13 protein-coding genes are annotated in these 19,706 nt (G+C 70.5%); 7 read left to right on the forward strand and 6 right to left on the reverse strand.

Annotated elements, in window-relative coordinates; all coding sequences use genetic code 11:
* Positions 1 to 551: 551 nt before the first annotated feature.
* Positions 552 to 3,272 (reverse strand): pyruvate, phosphate dikinase, encoded by a 2,721-nt coding sequence (gene ppdK / locus ABIE67_RS15885; RefSeq protein WP_370257595.1) that lies wholly within the window; start codon positions 3,270 to 3,272, stop codon positions 552 to 554.
* Positions 3,273 to 3,910: 638 nt separating this feature from the next.
* Positions 3,911 to 5,107 (reverse strand): ROK family protein, encoded by a 1,197-nt coding sequence (locus ABIE67_RS15890; protein ID WP_370257599.1) that lies wholly within the window; start codon positions 5,105 to 5,107, stop codon positions 3,911 to 3,913.
* Positions 5,108 to 5,227: 120 nt separating this feature from the next.
* On the opposite strand from ABIE67_RS15890, the gene ABIE67_RS15895 reads away from it, so the two are divergent.
* The 3 genes from ABIE67_RS15895 (at position 5,228) to ABIE67_RS15905 (ending at position 11,048) form a co-directional block, all read left to right on the forward strand.
* Positions 5,228 to 6,634, forward strand: coding sequence for a trehalase family glycosidase (locus tag ABIE67_RS15895; RefSeq protein ID WP_370257601.1), 1,407 nt, complete (start codon positions 5,228 to 5,230; stop codon positions 6,632 to 6,634).
* Positions 6,631 to 8,568: a glycogen debranching N-terminal domain-containing protein gene (locus tag ABIE67_RS15900; RefSeq protein WP_370257603.1), complete on the forward strand. Its 1,938-nt coding sequence runs from the start codon at positions 6,631 to 6,633 to the stop codon at positions 8,566 to 8,568. The genes ABIE67_RS15895 and ABIE67_RS15900 overlap by 4 nt, the downstream gene beginning before the upstream one ends.
* A 449-nt stretch (positions 8,569 to 9,017) precedes the next feature.
* Positions 9,018 to 11,048 carry a CDP-alcohol phosphatidyltransferase gene (locus ABIE67_RS15905; RefSeq protein WP_370268644.1) on the forward strand — a complete coding sequence of 677 codons (2,031 nt, stop codon included), beginning with the start codon at positions 9,018 to 9,020 and terminating at the stop codon, positions 11,046 to 11,048.
* A gap of 568 nt (positions 11,049 to 11,616) precedes the next feature.
* Here ABIE67_RS15905 and dusB read toward each other — a convergent pair.
* Entirely contained in the window at positions 11,617 to 12,825 is a 1,209-nt protein-coding gene (dusB, locus tag ABIE67_RS15910; protein WP_370268646.1) for a tRNA dihydrouridine synthase DusB, read from the reverse strand.
* 70 nt (positions 12,826 to 12,895) lie between these two features.
* Here dusB and ABIE67_RS15915 point away from each other — a divergent pair, with 70 nt between their 5' ends.
* On the forward strand, positions 12,896 to 14,341 hold the full coding sequence (locus ABIE67_RS15915; RefSeq protein WP_370257609.1) for an MFS transporter: 1,446 nt from the start codon (positions 12,896 to 12,898) through the stop codon (positions 14,339 to 14,341).
* Between the two features lie 56 nt (positions 14,342 to 14,397).
* Here ABIE67_RS15915 and ABIE67_RS15920 read toward each other — a convergent pair whose 3' ends face one another.
* On the reverse strand, positions 14,398 to 15,363 hold the full coding sequence (locus ABIE67_RS15920) for a helix-turn-helix transcriptional regulator (protein ID WP_370257611.1): 966 nt from the start codon (positions 15,361 to 15,363) through the stop codon (positions 14,398 to 14,400).
* 101 nt (positions 15,364 to 15,464) lie between these two features.
* Here ABIE67_RS15920 and ABIE67_RS15925 point away from each other — a divergent pair, with 101 nt between their 5' ends.
* The 3 genes from ABIE67_RS15925 (at position 15,465) to ABIE67_RS15935 (ending at position 17,878) form a co-directional block, all read left to right on the forward strand.
* A complete protein-coding gene (locus tag ABIE67_RS15925; protein WP_370257614.1) occupies positions 15,465 to 16,892 on the forward strand; it encodes an MFS transporter in 1,428 nt (475 codons plus the stop codon).
* Positions 16,893 to 17,039: 147 nt separating this feature from the next.
* Positions 17,040 to 17,258, forward strand: coding sequence for a hypothetical protein (locus ABIE67_RS15930; protein WP_370257618.1), 219 nt, complete (start codon positions 17,040 to 17,042; stop codon positions 17,256 to 17,258).
* Entirely contained in the window at positions 17,255 to 17,878 is a 624-nt protein-coding gene (locus tag ABIE67_RS15935) for a GNAT family N-acetyltransferase (protein WP_370257619.1), read from the forward strand. The genes ABIE67_RS15930 and ABIE67_RS15935 overlap by 4 nt, the downstream gene beginning before the upstream one ends.
* A gap of 24 nt (positions 17,879 to 17,902) precedes the next feature.
* Here ABIE67_RS15935 and ABIE67_RS15940 read toward each other — a convergent pair whose 3' ends face one another.
* The gene (locus tag ABIE67_RS15940) at positions 17,903 to 18,499 is read right to left on the reverse strand and encodes a TetR family transcriptional regulator (protein WP_370257621.1); all 597 of its coding nucleotides are present in this window, start codon (positions 18,497 to 18,499) and stop codon (positions 17,903 to 17,905) included.
* A 25-nt stretch (positions 18,500 to 18,524) separates the two neighbouring features.
* Entirely contained in the window at positions 18,525 to 19,547 is a 1,023-nt protein-coding gene (locus ABIE67_RS15945) for an aldo/keto reductase (protein ID WP_370257623.1), read from the reverse strand.
* Positions 19,548 to 19,706: the final 159 nt, after the last annotated feature.

The following is a 19,706-nucleotide window of genomic DNA, read 5'->3' on the forward strand; positions in this document are numbered from 1 at the left end:
GTGGTCGCGCATGACCTCGGTCAAGGACGGAAGCTCCGTCATGTCGGGGTCGTCCTCGATCTGCCTCTTCACCGAGTCGGCAATCTTCAGGAAGGTCCCCCGAGGGTGTGCCTGCTGCGACACCCGATCTCCCTCCCCGTCAGCTCGCCACCCTTGTCGGTGCATTGCTGTGACGTTCACCACTCCTGTGTCACCGCTCCCTGCCGACAGGGCTGCGCGACGAGGCGGCTCAGCAGACGACTCCTGACTGCGTTGGCGCGGGTGGTGCGGTCTCAACTGGGCCAGGCCGGCGCCCCCAGGGACGGGACCCGGCCGACCGTGGAGGGCACAACGAGGGCACAACGGCGTCGCGCAGAGTCAACGGCAACCAACGACAGCAAACGCCATTTGCCCTGGTCAGCGACGCAGCTTGACAGCCTCCGCAGATGATGCGGGTGAGGGCGGCACCCCCGCACAGGGTGCCGCCCTCTTTCGTGCACCGGAGTCGCCGCCCATCGGTCTTGAGGGTCGGGGACAGGCGACGACTCCGGAGTTCTCGGTGGCCGTAGGACCTACCGGTGATCGCTCCCCACCGACTGGGAGGCCGCGCGGCCGGCCTCCAGGCGGGCGACGGGGATCCGGAACGGGGAGCAGGAGACGTAGTCCAGTCCCACCTCGTGGAAGAAGTGCACCGACTCGGGGTCACCGCCGTGCTCACCGCACACGCCGAGCTTCAGGTCGGGCCGGGTCTCGCGCCCCGCCTTCGCGGCGGCGGCGACCAGGGAGCCCACGCCGTCCTTGTCGATGGTCTCGAAGGGGGAGACGCCGAAGATGCCCTTCTCCAGGTACGCCGTGAAGAACGAGGCCTCCACGTCGTCCCGGCTGAAGCCCCACACCGTCTGGGTGAGGTCGTTCGTGCCGAAGGAGAAGAACTCCGCCGCCTCGGCGATCTGACCGGCGGTCAGCGCGGCGCGCGGCAGCTCGATCATCGTGCCGATGGACAGCTTCAGGCGAACGCCCGTAGCGGCCTCGACCTCCGCGACGACCTGGTCGGCCTCCTCGCGGACGATCTCCAGCTCCTGGACCGTGCCGACGAGCGGGATCATGATCTCGGCGCGCGGGTCGCCCTTGGCGTTCTTGCGCTCGGCGGCGGCCTCGGCGATCGCGCGGACCTGCATCGTGAAGAGGCCGGGGATGACGAGGCCCAGGCGTACGCCTCGCAGGCCCAGCATCGGGTTCTGCTCGTGCAGCCGGTGGACGGCCTGGAGCAGCCGCAGCTCGTTCTCGTGCGGCTCCTGACGGGACTCCGCGAGCGCGACGCGGACCGACAGCTCGGTGATGTCCGGCAGGAACTCGTGCAGCGGCGGGTCGAGGAGACGGATCGTCACCGGGAGCCCGTCCATCGCCGAGAACAGCTCCACGAAGTCCTGCTTCTGCAGCGGGAGCAGCTCCTTCAGGGACTCCTCGCGCTCGGCCTCCGTGTCGGCCAGGATCAGGCGCTCGACCAGCTCACGGCGGTCGCCGAGGAACATGTGCTCCGTACGGCACAGACCGATGCCCTGGGCGCCGAAGCGACGGGCGCGCATCGCGTCCTCGGCGTTGTCCGCGTTGGCACGCACCCGCAGGCGCCGCTTGCGGTCGGCGAACGCCATGATCCGGTGCACGGCCTCGACCAGCTCGTCGGCGTCCTGAGCACCGGCGTGCATGCGGCCCTCGAAGTACTCCACGACGGGAGAGGGGACCACCGGGACCTCGCCGAGGTAGACCTTGCCGCTCGACCCGTCGATCGAGATGACGTCGCCTTCCTCCACCACGTGCCCGCCGGGAACCGTCATCCGGCGCCGCTTGGTGTCGACCTCCAGCTCCTCGGCACCGCACACACAGGTCTTGCCCATGCCGCGCGCGACCACGGCCGCGTGTGAGGTCTTGCCACCACGCGACGTCAGGATTCCCTCGGCGGCGATCATGCCGTCCAGGTCGTCGGGGTTGGTCTCACGGCGGACCAGGATGACCTTCTCGCCCGACCGCGACCACTTCACCGCGGTGTACGAGTCGAAGACCGCCTTGCCGACCGCCGCACCCGGCGACGCCGCGATGCCCCGGCCGACCTGCTCGACCTTGGCCTCCTCGTCGAACTTCGGGAACATCAGCTGGGCGAGCTGGGCGCCGTTGACGCGCTGGAGCGCCTCCGCCTCGTCGATGAGGCCCTGGTCGACGAGCTGCGTGGCGATACGGAAGGCGGCGCCCGCCGTGCGCTTGCCGACGCGGGTCTGGAGCATCCACAGCTGACCGCGCTCGATGGTGAACTCGATGTCGCAGAGGTCCTTGTAGTGGTTCTCCAGCGTCTCCATGATCTGCATCAGCTGGTCGTACGACTTCTTGTCGATCGTCTCCAGCTCCGCCAGCGGGACGGTGTTGCGGATGCCCGCCACCACGTCCTCGCCCTGGGCGTTCTGGAGGTAGTCGCCGTAGACGCCCTGGTGGCCGGAGGCGGGGTCACGCGTGAAGGCGACGCCCGTGCCGGAGTCCGGGCCCAGGTTGCCGAAGACCATGGAACAGACGTTGACGGCCGTGCCGAGGTCGCCGGGGATGCGCTCCTGGCGGCGGTACAGCTTGGCGCGGTCGGTGTTCCAGGAGTTGAAGACCGCCTCGATGGCGAGGTCCATCTGCTCGCGCGGGTCCTGCGGGAAGTCCCGGCCGGCTTCCTTCTTGACGATCTTCTTGAAGGCGGTGACCAGCTTCTTCAGGTCGGCGGCCTCCAGGTCGGTGTCGACCGTGACCTTCTTGGCCTCCTTGGCCCTGTCGAGGGCCTCTTCGAAGAGGTCGCCGTCGACGCCGAGGACTGTCTTGCCGAACATCTGGATGAGGCGGCGGTAGGAGTCCCAGGCGAACCGCTCGTCGCCGGCCTGCTCGGCGAGGCCCTTCACGGACTTGTCGGAGAGCCCGATGTTGAGGACGGTGTCCATCATGCCCGGCATGGAGAACTTCGCGCCGGAACGGACGGAGACCAGCAGGGGGTTGTCGGCCTGGCCGAGCTTCTTGCCCATCTTGGCCTCAAGGGCGTCGAGGTGCGCACTCACCTCGTCACGCAGTGCCGCCGGCTCCTCGCCGCTGTCGAGGTAGACCTTGCAGGCTTCCGTCGTGATCGTGAACCCAGGGGGAACGGGAAGGCCCAGGTTGGTCATCTCGGCGAGGTTGGCGCCCTTGCCACCCAGGAGGTCCTTGAGGTCCTTGTTTCCCTCGGTGAAGTCGTAAACGAACTTCGCTACATGGGGTTCTTTGTTTTCCGACACGGTCTCGACTCCCTCGAGGACGCGGTGGCTGCCCTGACGGCGAGGAACATACCCAGATCGAAGGCGCCTGGGTACGTCTACTCACGCGTCATACGCCTGTAACCACCCGTCCGCCAGTGGATCGAAAGTCAAGGCTTGGCAACCGGAGACGGGCGGATGTTTTCACTTCTTGAACGCAAGAGCGTCCACAAGTGCGGTTTCCCGCTCATGTGAGCGACCATCCCGCACGTCTGATTTCGATCGATGAACGATCAAGGGGTGGCACCCAGTGCCACTCCTTGGAGAAGTGCAGCCGCTCAAGATCCGCTCATCTGAGCGCAACCCTTATCAAGGGTGGCGAGAATCACGCTGCCACAGAGCACCGGATTTCACCATGCGGACGTGCGTCCGGGACGGAAACCCGCCGGTCACACGCACCGGCACAGACCGCCGTCACACGAACCAGCAGACACCGGGACGCACCGGTCCACACACCGGCTCGCACCGGCCCACACCGACCCACGCACCTCGGCCCCCACCGGCCGACGCACCGGCGCACACGACCCGCACACCCCGGCCCACGCACCGGCGCACCCCGGCCCACGCACATCGGCCCACGCACCCGGCCCCCGCACCGGCGCCCACCAGCCACTCGCCGCTCACACCCCCAGCGCGACCAGCCGCTCTTCCACCCGCTCCGGCGCGTACAGATGCTCCACCACCAGCGCCCCAGCCCCCACGAGCCCCGCCCGCTCCCCCAGCCGTGACGTGACGACGTCCAGATGAGCGGTGGAGCGCGGCAGCGCCCGCTGATAGAGCAGCTCCCGCACACCAGTGAGGAACGGCGTCCCGGCCAGGTCCCCGGCGATCATCAGCACCCCGGGGTTGAGCAGCGTCACCACGGTCGCCAGCACATCCCCGACCTGCCGCCCGGCCTCCCGCGCCAGCGCGGCCGCCCCCGGGTCCCCGGCCGCCAGCAGATCCCGCACATCCGACCCGGAGGCCGCGGGCACGCCGGTCTCGGCCAGCCGCCGGGCCACGGCGCCGCCACTGGCGACGGCGGCCAGGCAGCCGTACGAACCACACCGGCACAGCGCGTCGGCGCCCACCCGGATGTGCCCGATGTCGCCAGCGCCCCCGTCGATGCCCCGGTAGATCGCCCCGTCGACCACCACCCCCGCACCTATACCGGTCGACACCTTGACCAGGACGAACCCCGAACAGTCGGGGTAGGACGCGCGCTGTTCGCCGTACGCCATGAGGTTCGCGTCGTTGTCGACGAGCACCGGAACCGCCCCGGCGCCCGTGTGTTCGGTGAAGGCTCTCGACAGCCGGCCTCTTATGTCGTAACCGTCCCAGCCCGGCATGATCGGCGGCTGGACCACCCGGCCGCTCTCGGTGTCGACCGGGCCCGGGACCGCCAGCCCGATGCCGCAGACGTCGGCCGCGGGGCGGCCCGTCTTCTCCAGGAGCTCGGCGAACCAGCGCCCCAACTCGCCGAGCACGGCGTCCGGCCCGTCCTCCACGACCAGCGCGCCGCTGTGCTCGGCGAGGATCTCCCCGGTCAGGGACAGCACGGCGGCACGCGCGTGCCGGGTGTCGAGGTCGGCGGCGAGAACGACGGCGTGCTCGTCGTCGAACTCCAACAGGATGGAGGGCCGGCCCCCCAGCGGCGAGTCCACGGGCCCGCCGGCCCCCTCGCGCAGCCAGCCCGCCCGGAAGAGCCGGTCGAGGCGCTGGCCGACGGTGGCCCGCGAGAGCCCGGTGACCTGTTGGAGCGCTCCGCGCGTCACGGCGCGGCCGCTGCGCACCAGTTGGAGCAGATCTCCGGCGCCGGTCTGACCCCGTCCAGTCATGCGCACCCCCTTGTGTTTCTCAAGCGTGCATTACATATTGAGTTTTGCGTGTTAAATAGACGTAACTCTACGGTCGCACTGGCCGAACCGGTCAGCCGCACGTCTCTCGGGGAGTGCCGAGTGGATCGCACCGCCCAACTCGTCGCCCGTTCCACGGAACGCTCGATCGCATACGATCCCTCTGGTTCACCGCCTTCACTGCACGTCAGGGCCGCGAAGGTACTGGAGGACAACTGGACCGGCGCGTCCACGGTCCCCTCGCGCAGCCTGTACCCGCACCAGTGGTCCTGGGACTCGGCGTTCATCGCGATCGGCCTCAGGCACATCTCGCCGTTACGGGCACAGAAGGAGCTGGAGACGCTGCTCGCAGCCCAGTGGGGCGACGGCCGTGTCCCGCACATCGTCTTCAACCCCTCGGTCCCCCTGGACGCCTACTTCCCGAGCCCCGACTTCTGGCGCTCCTCGACGGCGGGCCGCACCGCGGGCGCCCCGCGCACCGTACAGACCTCCGGCATCGTGCAGCCACCGGTGCACGCGCTGGCGGTCTGGCTGGTGCACCGCGCCGACCCGGGACTGTCCCGGGCGCGCGGCTTCCTCACCCGGTTGTATCCCCGTCTCGCCGCCTGGCACCGCTACTTGCTGCACCGCCGTGACCTGGGCGGCGGCGGCCTCGCATCGGTCATGCACCCCTGGGAACAGGGCATGGACAACAGCCCCTGCTGGGACGCCCCGCTCGCCCGTGTCACCCCGGCCCCGGCCCGCTCCTTCCGCCGCGCCGACCTCGACCACGGGGCACCCGAGGACCGCCCGACGGACCTGGACTACGGCCGCTACGTACGCCTGGCGACGGACTACAGAGAGGGCGCTTACGCCGACGGGTCAGGCGACTTCGCGGTCGAGGACCCCTCCTTCAACGCCCTGCTCATCGCCTCCGAGCACGCACTCGCCCGGATCGCCGACGAACTGGGCGCGACCGGCACGGCCCGCCGCGCGCGTGCGGAACGGCTGACGGCGGCGCTGATCGAGCGGCTGTGGGACCCGGAGAAGGCCATGTTCTTCTGCCGCGACGTACGGAACGGGGACCTCGTGCCCGAGCGCAGCGTCTCGGGCCTGCTCCCCCTCCTCCTCCCCGGCCTGCCACGGAACATCTCCACAGCCTTGGTGGGCACGACGACGTCCGAGCACTTCGGCCTCGGCACCTCCACCCGCCTGGTGCCGAGTTACGACCTCCTGGGCGAGGCCTTCGACCCGCACCGCTACTGGCGCGGCCCGGCCTGGTTCAACACGAGCTGGCTGCTGGAGCGGGGCCTGCGGACCCAGGGGGAGCACCGGCTGGCCGACGGGCTGCGCGAGGCGGTCCTGGACATCGCGCAGAGCTCCGACTTCGCCGAGTACGTGGACCCGTACACCGGCGAGGCCTGCGGGGCGACCGGCTTCAGCTGGACCGCCGCGCTCTCGCTCGACCTGCTGCACAGCCAGACCGAACCCACTGCGGTCAACGAAATCAAGGGAGGTAACCGGGGATGACGGACCGGCATCATCTGCTCGTGTACGGGGGCACGTTCGCCGCCGTCGGTGACGGCGGGGACATCAGCGGCGTTCGGGCCGTCGGCTCCCCGGAGGGATTGTTCGTACGCGACGCCCGGCACCTCAGCCGCTGGCAGCTCACCGTGGACGGAGCGGTACCCGAGACCCTGACCCCGGTCGCCGACGGAGACACGGCCCGCTGCGTCCTGGTCCCACGCGGCGGCCGCAACGAGCCGCCGGCCTACACGCTCTTCCGCGAACAGGCGGTCGGTGACGGCTCGTTCATCGAATCGCTCCGCGTGACCAGCAACCGCCCGACCCCGACGACGATCCGCATCGCCGTCACCGCCGACGCCGACTTCACCGACCAGTTCGAACTGCGCTCCGACCACCGCACCTACACCAAACCCGGCGCCACCCGCTCCCGCCAAGTCCTGGACCACGGCGTCGAGTTCACCTACCAACGGGCCGAATGGCGCTCCCTCACGACCGTGACGGCCGACCCGCCCCCGGACGGCGTCGACGAAACAGGAACAGGCGCCCGCCGCCTGGTCTGGACCCTGGACCTCCCCCCGCACGGCACAACGGAACTGACCCTCCGGGTGATGGCCCGCCCCCACGGCGACAAACGAGCACTACGAGTCCCCCGCTCCCCCTCAGCCCTGACCAACCAGCTCCTCTCCCTGGAGGGCGAGTTCGTGGAGAGGGTGGCCTTCCCGACCGGCTGGCCCGAACTGGCCGCCGCCTGCGCCCGAGGCCTCGCCGACCTGGCCGCGCTCCAGGTCCCCGCGACGGGCCCCGACGGCGAGGAACTCCGCGTGCCCGCCGCCGGCGCCCCCTGGTTCCTGACCCTCCTCGGCCGGGACGCCCTCCTCACCTCCCTCTTCGCCCTCCCCTACCGCCCCCAACTGGCCGCCGCCACCCTCCCCGCACTGGCCGCGACCCAGGCGACGGAGACCGGCATCGACTCCGTCTCCCAGCCCGGCAAGATCGTGCACGAGGTACGGCACGGCGAGCTGGCACACTTCGGCCAGGTGCCGTACGGCCGCTACTACGGCTCGGTGGACGCGACCCCCCTCTTCCTGATCCTGCTGGGCGCCTACGTCGAACAGACAGGCGACACGCCCCTCGCCCGCCGCCTGGAACCCCACGCCCGCGCGGCGATCGGCTGGATGCTGGACCACGGCGGCCTGACCTCCCGCGGCTACCTGGTCTACCGAGCCGACCAGGGCGGCCTGGCCAACCAGAACTGGAAGGACTCCCCCGGCGCCATCTGCTCGGCCGACGGCACCCGCCCCGGCGGCCCGGTGATGGCGGCGGGCGCCCAGGGCTACGCCTACGACGCCCTGCGCCGCACGGCGTGGCTGGCCCGCACGGCATGGCAGGACGAGACCTACGCGGCCCTCCTGGAGCAAGCGGCGGGCGACCTCCGGGACCGTTTCCAGCGGGACTTCTGGATGCCGGAGCACTCGTTCCCGGCCCTCGCGCTCGCCGGCGACGGCCGCCAGGTGGACGCACTGGCGTCGGACGCCGGCCACCTGCTCTGGACCGGCCTCCTGGACAAGGAGTACGGAGAGGCAGTGGGCCGCCGCCTCCTCGAACCGGACTTCTTCTCGGGCTGGGGCGTACGGACCCTCGCCGCCGGCCAACCGGCCTACCACCCCCTCTCCTACCACCGAGGCTCGGTCTGGCCGCACGACAACGCACTGATCACCCTGGGCCTGGCCCGCTACGGCCTCCACGACGAGGCCCGCACGGTCGCCCACGCTCTGGTGGACGCGGCAACGACCACCGGCCACCGCCTCCCCGAGGTCCTCGCCGGCTACGGCCGCGACACCCACACGGAACCGGTGCCGTACCCCCACGCGTGCGTACGCGAATCCCGTTCGGCGGCGGCGCCGTTGGCGCTGCTGACGGCGGTGGGCGGGGCGTAGGCCCCCCGGGGGCCGCGGAGGGCGACGGGGGGCGGCTGCGGGCCGCCGCGGCCCTGTTGGCCTGGCGTTTGCCGGGTGTTTGCCGAGCGCTGGGGCGCAGTGGCTGAACAGGGCCCGACGGCGACCCGTACGAGGGTGTGGCGGGCCCCCAGCCTCCCCAGCGAGGCCCGCCGCACCACTCCACCAGGGGCCTCGCACGGAAGGACCTTCGGGTGCCCGTCTTCACGCGCCTACGTCAACTGCCGGGTAGGAAAGCCGACTTGCCTGCGGACGCCCCTGCCGATGAGACGCCGCCCGAAACACCGCGGACGGATGCGTCCGCACCACCGACCGACGAGCCTGCGCCCCCCGCGGACGTATCCACACCGCCGAGCGACGAGCCCGCATCACCCACGGCCGTATCCACACCACCGACCGACGACTGCGCACCGCCCGCGGACGCCTCCGCACTGCCGACCGACGACTGCGCACCACCCACAGACGCCTCCGCACCACCGACCGACGAACCCGCACCCCCCACGGCCGCATCCACACCACCGACCGACGACTGCGCACCGCCCGCGGATGGCTCCGCACTGCCGACCGACGACTGCGCACCACCCACAGACGCCTCCGCACCACCGACCGACGAACCCGCACCCCCCACGGCCGCATCCACACCACCGACCGACGACTGCGCACCACCCACAGACGCCTCCGCACCGCCGACCGACGAACCCGCACCACCCACCAGCGGACCCGCGGTCGCCGACGGTGGGGAAGCCCCGCCGGGGCCACCCGCACCCGACGACGAAAGTCGCACGGGTGGTGCGGGTGGGAACGACTCGGCCGAAGGCGAAGCCGAGGCCGCGCCCCCCACCCCCTACCTCCGCTGGACCCTCACGGCCCTCGCCGCCGCCCTCATCCACATCAGCCTGCAAATGCCGAACACCCTCGGCAACCTCAAGGCAACGGAGTTCCTGCGCCTCCCCGCAGAGGCCATCATCGGAGCCGCCCTCCTCCTCAGCCTCCCCCGCCGCCCCCGCCTGATCACCGCGGCGATCTCCGGCGCCACCCTGGGCGCCCTCACCGCCCTGAACATCCTCGACATCGGCTACAACGAATTCCTGGGCCGCCACTTCAACATCGTCCTGGACTGGGAACTCCTGGACGACGCCCAGTCCTACCTGAAGGACTCCCTGGGCGGCACGACCACGACCCTCCTCACCCTCGGCGTCATCCTCCTGGTCGCCGCCCTGATAGCCCTCACCGCCCTCGCCACCATCCGCATCGCCAACGTCCTGGCCCACCACAAGGCAACCGCCTCCAAGGGCGCCCTCATCGCCGGCACCGTCTGGATCACCTGCACGGCCTTCGGGCTCCAGATCGCCGGCGTACCGCTCGCCGCGGACCACACCGCCGGCGTCATCAAGGTCCACGCCCGCCGAGCGATGGACACCCTCCGCGACGAGGCGGCGTTCGCGAAGGACGCGAAGTCGGACACCTTCGGCAACACACTGCCCGCCCAACTGGTCCCGGACCTACGCGGCAAGGACGTCCTGTTCACCTTCATAGAGAGCTACGGCCGCAGCGCACTCGAAGATCCCACGATCGCCCCGGGCGTCACCAGCACCCTCGACACCAGCACCCAGGCCCTCGCCGACGCCGGCTTCCACGCCAGGAGCGGCTGGCTCACCTCGGCGACGTACGGCGGCAGCAGCTGGCTGGGCCACTCCACCACCCTCTCGGGCCTGTGGATCGACAACCAGCAGCGCTACCGCACCGTCATGGCCAGCGACCACCTCAGCCTCACCAAGGCCTTCCGGAAGACCGGCGACTGGGACACGGTCGGGGTCATGCCCGGCGTACAAAAGACGTGGCCGGAACAGCAGTACTACGGCCTCGACAAGGTCTACAACGCCTTCCAACTCAACTACAAGGGCCCGAAGTTCAGCTGGTCCACCATGCCCGACCAGTACGCCCTCGAAGCCTTCCAACGCCAGGTCCACGGCAAGAAGCGTGACAAGCCCCTGATGGCGGAGATCATCCTGACCTCCAGCCACCAACCCTGGGCGCCGATCCCCAAGATGGTGGACTGGGATGACCTGGGCGACGGCTCACTCTTCAGGTCCATCCAGAAGTCCGGCACCAAACCATCGGACATCATCTCCGACTCCACGCGCTCCAAGCAGGAGTACGGCAAGTCGATCTCGTACTCCGTCACCAGTCTCACGCAATGGCTGGAGCGCTATGGCACCGACGACACGGTCCTGGTCTTCCTCGGCGACCATCAGCCGATGTCGCGCGTCAGCGGTACCAAGGCCAGCCGGGACGTCCCGATCTCGATCGTCGCCAAGGACCCGAAGCTCCTGAACAAGATCGCCGACTGGCACTGGACGGACGGCCTCCAGCCCGCTCCCGAGGCCCCGGTCTGGAAGATGAGCTCCTTCCGCGACCGCTTCCTGACGGCCTACGGCTCCACCCCGCACCCGTCGCACTGACGCGCCTTCTCTCGCCCCCGCCGCCCCTACCCGTCCCATCCCCAGGGGCTCCACCCCTTCCACCCCGCCAAGGGGCCCCGCCCCCTGGACCCCCATCGGCCTGCGGCCTCGTCCTCAAACGCCGGACGGGCTGGAGATGCCCGGACCGGCACCGAAAACGGCCGCCGACACCGCGAGGCGAGGCCCGCAGGTGGGTGAGGGCTAGGGGCGGAGTCCCCTCGGCTCACGGGAACTGGGGACGAAGTCCCCTCAGCTGGGGGCCGATGGCCCCACGAGCCCGCAGTCGCCCACGGCGGCAAGGGGACGCGTCGGGGGGTGTCCGCCCGCAGAGTCCGGTGTCAAGAAACAGCACCTCCCGGCAGTACGCCAGCCACCGGACCGAGGACGGACACCCCCCGACGCGGCCCCGACCCCCCACCCACCCGCACGCGCTACGCGAACCCCCACACACCGCAACGGGCCGCCGCAGGCACCTCAGGGGCGCGGGGCTGTGTCGAATGTGCGGCTACCGCCGCGTGGGCGCGACCAGCCCCCACCCACCGAAACCGGCCGCCGCAGGCACCCCCACTCACCCACCGGACGTATCCAGCTCCGCATCCTCGCCCACCCCCGCGCAGTCATACGGATCCTTGAGCCACCCATCCGGCAGCACCACCCGATTGTTCCCCGACGTACGCCCACGCGGCCCGTCCGCCCCGACCGGCCAAGGCTGGTCCAGGTCCAACTCATCGAGCCCCGACCGGAGTTCCTCCAACGACGACGTGATCGCCAGTCGCTTCCGCATCTCCGACCCGACCGCGAACCCCTTCAGATACCAGGCCACATGCTTACGGAAGTCGATGACGCCCCGCGCCTCGTCCCCGATCCACTCCCCGAGCAACGTGGCATGCCGGACCATGACGTCGGCCACCTCACGCAGCGCCGGACGCGCGCCGCATCCATCAGTGCCTCCGGCACGGGCCGCCGTACGCCCCTCGAACGCGGCCACCAGATCCGAGAACAACCACGGCCGCCCCAGGCACCCCCGCCCGACGACCACCCCGTCGCACCCGGTCTCCCGCACCATCCGCACCGCATCCCCGGCCGACCAGATGTCCCCGTTCCCGAGCACGGGAATCTCCGGCACATGCTCCTTCAGCCGCGCGATGGCATCCCAGTCGGCCGTACCCCCGTAGTGCTGAGCGGCCGTACGACCGTGCAGAGCGATCGCCGTCACCCCCTCCTCCACGGCGATCCGCCCAGCATCCAGAAAGGTGATGTGATCGTCGTCGATGCCCTTGCGCATCTTCATCGTGACCGGCAGATCCCCGGCCCCACTCACCGCTTCCCGCAGAATCGCCCGCAGCAGATTCCGCTTGTACGGCAGCGCGGACCCCCCACCCTTCCGCGTCACCTTCGGCACGGGACACCCGAAGTTGAGGTCGATGTGATCGGCGAGCCCCTCCTCCGCGATCATGCGGACGGCTTTGCCGACAGTGGCGGGGTCGACCCCGTACAGCTGGATCGAACGAGGCTTCTCACTCTCGTCGAAGTGGATCAGCTGCATGGTCTTCTCGTTGCGCTCGACCAGCGCCCGAGTCGTGATCATCTCGCTGACGAACAGCCCCTTGCCCCCACTGAACTCCCTGCACAAGGTACGGAAGGGCGCGTTCGTGATCCCGGCCATGGGGGCCAGGACGACAGGCGGCTGCACGGTGTGCGGCCCGATCCGAAGAGGCGAAACAGAGGCCGGGACGACGGGCGGGACAACGGGTGGCACGACGGGCGGGACGGTCATGGACATCCCCCCATTCTCACGTACCGGACGGAGTGCGGCGAAATTCATTAGTTAGGCGTACTATTCAAGAATGCCGGAGCTCAGCCCACGCCGCCGACTGCTGGTCCTCGCGATCTGCTGCATGAGCCTGCTGATCGTGAGCCTCGACACCACGGCCCTCAACGTCGCCCTCCCCGCGATGCAACGCGACCTCGACGCGAGCACATCAGGCCTGCAGTGGACGATCGACGCGTACACACTCGTCCTGGCCTCCCTCCTGATGCTGGCCGGCTCGACAGCGGACCGCATCGGCCGCAAGCGCGTCTTCATGACGGGCCTCGTCCTGTTCACCATCGGCTCGGCACTGTGTTCCCTCGCGCCGAACCTCGACTCGCTGATCGTCTTCCGGATGGTGCAGGCGGTGGGCGGCTCGATGCTCAACCCGGTGGCGATGTCGATCATCACCAACACCTTCGTGGACCCGCGTGAGCGAGCACGGGCGATAGGCGTATGGGGCGCCGTCGTCGGCATCTCGATGGGCGCCGGCCCGCTGGTCGGCGGCCTGCTCGTGGACTCGGTGGGCTGGCGTGCGATCTTCTGGGTCAACCTCCCGGTGGGCCTCGCCGCCCTCCTCCTCACCCTTCTCCACGTCCCCGAGTCCCGCGCCCCCAAGGCCCGCCGCCTCGACCCCGTCGGCCAGCTCCTGGTGATCACACTGTTCGGCTCGCTGACGTACGCGATCATCGAGGCACCGAACGCCGGGTTCACAGCGATCCTCCCCTTCGCGATCGTCGCCCTCGCGGCACTGCTGGGCCTCCTCCGCTACGAGCCCCGCCGCCGCGAGCCCCTCATCGACCTGCGGTTCTTCCGCTCGGCGCCGTTCAGCGGGGCCACGGTGATCGCGATCGGCGCGTTCGCGGCGCTGGGCGGGTTCCTGTTCCTGTCGACGCTGTACCTGCAGAACGTGCGCGGACTGGACGCCCTGCACGCGGGGTTGTGGATGCTGCCGATGGCGACCCCGATGTTCCTGTGCGCGCCGCTCGCCGGGCGGCTGGTGGGCACGCGGGGGCCTCGGCTGCCGTTGCTGATCGCCGGCACCGCGATGACGCTGAGCGCGGCTCTGTTCGCCCTGTTCGAGGCCGAGACGTCCGACGTCACGCTGGTCCTCGGGTACGTGGCGTTCGGGATCGGGTTCGGGTTCGTCAACGCGCCGATCACCAATACGGCAGTGTCCGGGATGCCGCGTGCGCAGGCAGGTGTGGCCGCGGCGGTCGCCTCCACGAGCCGGCAGCTCGGTCAGACGCTGGGGGTGGCGGTGGTCGGGGCCGTTCTGGCAGCCGGGGTGGGGGCGTCGTCCTACGAGGAGTCGTTCGTGTCCGCTGCCGGGCCCGGGTGGTGGATCCTCACCGGGTGCGGGCTTCTGGTGCTCGTGGCGGGAGCGGTGACGAGTGGGCCGTGGGCCCGGCGTACCGCTGAACGTACGGCCGAGAAGCTGGAGTCGGCTGAGATCCGCGATGCGTCGAGGGTGGTCGCGTAGTCCGGCGGCCACCGGTGAGCGGGGGCCGGCCCGCCCACGCGGCGGAGCCGCGCATGTCACAGCCCCGCTCCCCTCAGGGCGATGTCGTGCAGCTGCCTGAGACGTTCCCTCGACTCCTCGTCCACCGGCACATACGTCACCATCCGCGGCCCCGCCTCCGGACTCAGCCACAGATCCGTGTGGTCGACCACCACTCGCCCCACATGCCGGTTGAGGAACTCCTTCCTCTTGCTCCGGTGAGCCACCACCTCATGCCGGTCCCACGCCTCGCGGAACTCGGGGGACTCCGCACGCAGTCTCTTCAGCAGCATCTTCCAGGCGGGCTCGGCCAGGTGACCGGCCATCGCGGCGCGGAAGCGGGCCGCCATGAGGCGCTGGGTCTCCTCCAGGTGCACGATCGACGAACGCCACTCGTCGTGCGTGTACGACAGGACCATGCAGTTGCGGTCCTCGGGCGGTACCGCTTCCAGGTCGCACAGCAGCAGCCCGTACGTGCGGTTGTAGGCGAGGATGTCGTAGCGGCTGTTCTGCAGACAGGCCGGATACGGCTCCAGTTGCTCCAGGACGGCCCGCATCGCGGGCGTCACCGACGGGCAGGTCGTCGCCGGCGTCGGATCCACCGCCCCGGCCAGCTGGAAGAGGTGGGAACGCTCGCTGGGGTCGAGCATCAGCGTGCGGGCGAGGGCGTCGAGGACCTGGACGGAGACCTGGATGTCCCGGGCCTGTTCGAGCCACGTGTACCAGGTGACGCCGACCGCGGAGAGCTGGGCGACCTCCTCGCGGCGCAGACCCGGCGTACGCCGCCGGCTGCCGCGGGGCAGGCCCACCTGCTCGGGGGTGATGTGCTCACGGCGGTGCCGCAGAAAGGCGGCGAGTTCATGGCGCCGGATCTCCGAAACGGCCGTACCGCCCGAAACAGCCGCACCACCGGACACAGCCGCACCACCGGACACGCCCGCACCGCCGGAGCCTGCCGCACCGCCGGAGGCAACCGTCACCGTCCCCTGGGCCATCGTCGTCATGCCTCCAGCCTGCCGCCCCCCGGACCCTGTTTCCAGGTGGTTCTTCTACCAGGATAAGAACACTCTGGTACCCGTCTTGGAACGGGCGCAGGCTCATGACCGTGACCGAAACCATCACTTCACGCCAGGCCCCGGCCACCGCGGCACCACCCTCGCTCGGCGGTCTCGGGCTCTTCACGGTGCTGCTGGGCGCGGCACTTCCACTCATCGACTTCTTCATCGTCAACGTGGCCCTGCCCACCATCGGCCACGACCTCGCGGCGAGCGAGGCCGTGCTCGAACTGGTCGTGGCGGGCTACGGGTTGGCGTACGCCGTGCTGCTCGTCCTGGGCGGGCGGCTCGGTGACCTGTTCGGCCGACGCCGGCTCTTCCTGGGCGGCATGGCGGCCTTCGGCCTGACCTCGCTGGCGTGCGGGCTCGCGCCCACCGCGTGGACGCTCGTCGCGGCGCGGGTCGCGCAGGGCGCGGCGTCGGCGGCGATGCTGCCGCAGGTGCTGGCGACCATCCAGGCGGCCACCGGCGGCCGGCGCCGCGCGAAGGCCATGGGTCTCTACGGCGCCACCGCCGGACTGTCCATGGTCGCGGGGCAGATCCTCGGCGGCGTACTCGTCGCGGCGGACATCGCGGGCACCGGCTGGCGCTCGGTCTTCCTCGTCAACGTCCCCGTCGTCCTGGTCGGCCTCTTCCTGGCCGCCCGCGCGGTCCCGGAGACCCGCTCGCAGCGCCCCGAGCCGGTGGACGGGCCCGGCACGGTCCTCCTCGCGCTCTCCCTCCTCACGCTGCTGGCCCCGCTCACCGAGGGCCGGGCGGCGGGCTGGCCGCTGTGGACGTGGCTGTCGCTGGCGGCGTTCCCGTTCGTGGCGGCGGCGTTCTACGTGGTGGAGCGCAGGGCGGACCGGGCCGGCCGTACGCCGCTCGTGCCGCCGAGCCTGTTCGAGCTGGTGTCGCTCCGGCGTGGTCTGGTGATGATCGTGCCGTTCTCGATCGGCTTCAGCGGCTTCATGTTCGTGATCGCGGTGGCGTTGCAGCAGGGCGCGGGCCTCGGCCCTGTCGCGGCGGGGCTGGCCCTCGTCCCGATGGCGGTGGTGTTCTTCTTCGTCTCGCTGGCCGGCCCGAGGCTGGTGGCCCGCTACGGCACGCGCGTCGTGCCCGCCGGTGCGGCGATCCAGGGGGTGGGCGTGGCCCTGATGGCGCTGGCCGCCTGGCGCTCCTGGCCGGACTTCGGCTTCGTCGAACTCCTCCCCGGCGCGGCGATCGCCGGTGCGGGTCAGGCCCTCCAACTCCCCGTCGTCTTCCGGATCGTCCTCTCCGAGGTGCCGACGGCCCGGGCGGGCGTGGGCGGCGGAGTGATGATCACGACCCAGCAGTCGTCGTTGGCCCTGGGCGTGGCGACGCTGGGCACGCTCTTCCTCTCCCTCGTCCCCGGGCTGGGCATGCGGGACGCCCTGGTCACCACGCTCCTCGTCCAGTTGGCCGGAGTGGCGCTGACCGGGCTGCTCAGCCTGCGGCTGCCGCGCACCGTCGGTTGATCGTCCGGTGAGGGTGTGGCCACAGGTTGGTCAACTCGCGGGGCGGGAGTCCCTGTTGATGTTGGTCTTGCTGCACACTCCTTGCTGCGCGGGGCTGGGCCGGGCCGCGCAGCCAGAGACTCGATGTCCTCGGACGCTGGAGGCGTCATGCTGGAGATCAACACGAGCAAGGTGAGCCGCTGGGACCACCACGGACGCGAACACGTCGTACGAGTGCAGCGCAAGGGCGCGCAGCGCACGATCAGATGCGACACCTGCGGCTGGCGCAAGGGCGCGCAGTTCCTGCCCTGGCTGAAGGCGGAGGAGCATCTGGCGGAGGAGCACCAGGCGACGGTGGATCCGACGCAGGCCGGTACCGACCGATGACGCGTATCCGCAGGTACCGGCCCGAGGACCGGGAGGCCGTCGAGGACATCTGCGTCCGCACGGCACACGAGGGCGGCGACAGCCGGCCGTACTACGCGGAGCCGGGCATCTTCCCGACCACCTTCGCGCTCCCGTACGTCGTCCTGGAACCGGACCTCGCCTTCGTCCTGGACGACGGAGCGGGCCGGGCGGTCGGCTACGCCCTCGGCACCGCGGACACCCCGCGCTTCGTCGAGGACTTCCGCACCGAGTGGCTGCCGTCGGCGGCCGAGCGCTACCCGGAGCCGGACGGCCCCCCGAACACCCCGGACGAGGCGATGGTCCGGCTCCTGCACCACCCGGAGCGCATGCTCGTCCCGGAGGTCGCCGCCTATCCGGCCCACCTGCACATAGATCTGCTCCCCGGCCGGCAGGGCCAGGGCCACGGCCGCGCCCTGATGCGCACCCTGTTGCGGGCACTCCAGGACAAGGGGGTGCCGGCCGTCCACCTCTCGATGGTCACGGCCAACACCCCTGCCAGAGCCTTCTACGACCGTCTGGGCTTCCACGAGATCGAGGTCCCCGACCCCGGCCCGGTCACCTACCTGGGGCGTACGACGAAGGACCTCGACAGCCTGTGACGGCTCCTCGGCGCTTCTGACTGCTCAGTCGCGGGCCCGCAGTCCGCGCACCAGCAGGTCTACGACCGCCTCCAACTCCCCCTCCACGCCGGGCTGTTCCCACTCCCGGGCGTAGCCGGGGTCATGGAAGCGGGCCGTGGCGTGGAAGAGGGCACGGGCGGTGGTGGCGGGGTCGGAGGCCGTGAAGGTGCCCGCGTCGACGCCGGCCTGGACGATCCGGGTCAGCTGTCCGGTCAGGTCGGCGATGTGCTCACCGACCGCCTCGCCGTTCTCGATGGCGAGCACCGAGAAGGTGGCGAACAGCTCGGGTTCGTCGCCCGCCTTGCGGCGCTTGGCGGCGAACAGGCCCGCGAACCAGGAGCGCAGGCGTTCCTCCGGGTCGAGGCCCGGGGCGGTGACGATCCCGGCGAGGGAGTCGAACGTACGGTTGAGCCACCTCTTCGTCACCGCGTCCCGCAGCGCCGCCTTCGTACGGAAGTGCCGGTAGACGCTGCCATGGCTGACGCCGAGCGCACGGGCCACGTCGACCACGGTGGCCTTGGCCGGGCCGTGGCGGCGCAGCACCTCCTCGGTGGCTTCGAGGATGCGCTCGGCGGTCAGGGTCTCGCTGGTCGGCGGCATACCTAGACGGTACCCGGCGCCACGATCAGCGTTCGCTGTCGAGCATGGCCATCTGGGCGGGGGCGTACCGCTCGCCGGCCGCCGCGTCCACCGGTACGGCGGCCTCGATGGCGGCGAGGTCGGCCGCGTCCAGGGTCACGTCCAGGGCACCCAGGGCCTCGCCGAGCCGCCCGCGGGTACGGGCACCGACCAGCGGCACGATGTCCGTGTCGTGCAGCGGGCCCTGTGCGAGCACCCAGGCGATGGCGATCTGGGCGACGGAGACGCCCTTCTGCTCGGCGATCTTGCGCAGGGACTCGACCAGGGTGAGGTTGTGCCGGAGGTTCTCGCCCTGGAAGCGGGGCGAGTGGGCGCGGAAGTCGGTCGCCGCGTACTCCTGGCCGAGCGTGACATGGCCCGAGATCAGCCCGCGGGAGAGCACGCCGTACGCGGTGACGGCGATGCCCAGCTCGCTCAGGGTGGGGAGGATCTCCCGCTCGGGGCCGCGGGAGATGAGCGCGTACTCGATCTGGAGGTCGGCGATCGGGGCGGTGGCGGCGGCCCGGCGGATGGTGTCCGCGCCGACCTCACTGAGCCCGATGTGGCGGACGTACCCCTTCTCGACCAGTTCCGCGATCGCGCCGACGGTCTCCTCGATCGGTACGTCCGGGTCGAGCCGGGCCGGGCGGTAGACGTCGATGTGGTCGACGCCGAGGCGCTGCAGGGAGTACGCGGCGAAGGTCTTCACGGCGGCCGGGCTCCCGTCGAAGCCGTACCAGTCGCCGCCGGGGCCCCGCAGGGCGCCGAACTTCACACTGATCAGCGCGTTCTCGCGCAGGGCGGCCGGGGCGGTGCGCAGCGCCTCGTTGATCAGCAGTTCGTTGTGGCCCATGCCGTAGAAGTCGCCGGTGTCGAGCAGGGTGACGCCGGCCTCCAGGGCGGCGTGGATGGTGGCGACGGACTCGGCACGGTCCGCATCGCCGTACATGCCGGACATGCCCATGCAGCCGAGACCGAGGGCGGAGACCTGGGGGCCGGTGGTTCCGAGGGTGCGGGTTCGTAGCGTCATGTCCTCCACCCTGCCCTAACAACTGACAGATTTCAATATCTGTCATCCCAACTTTGTCATCCCAGCTTCGTCAGTCCAACTTCGCCATCCGCTCCGCCTTGCTGGTCCAGACCTATTGACGAGAGGTCTGGACCAGAGCACTGTCATGCCTACGACACC

Source organism: Streptomyces sp. V4I8, from assembly GCF_041261225.1.
GTDB lineage: Bacteria > Actinomycetota > Actinomycetes > Streptomycetales > Streptomycetaceae > Streptomyces.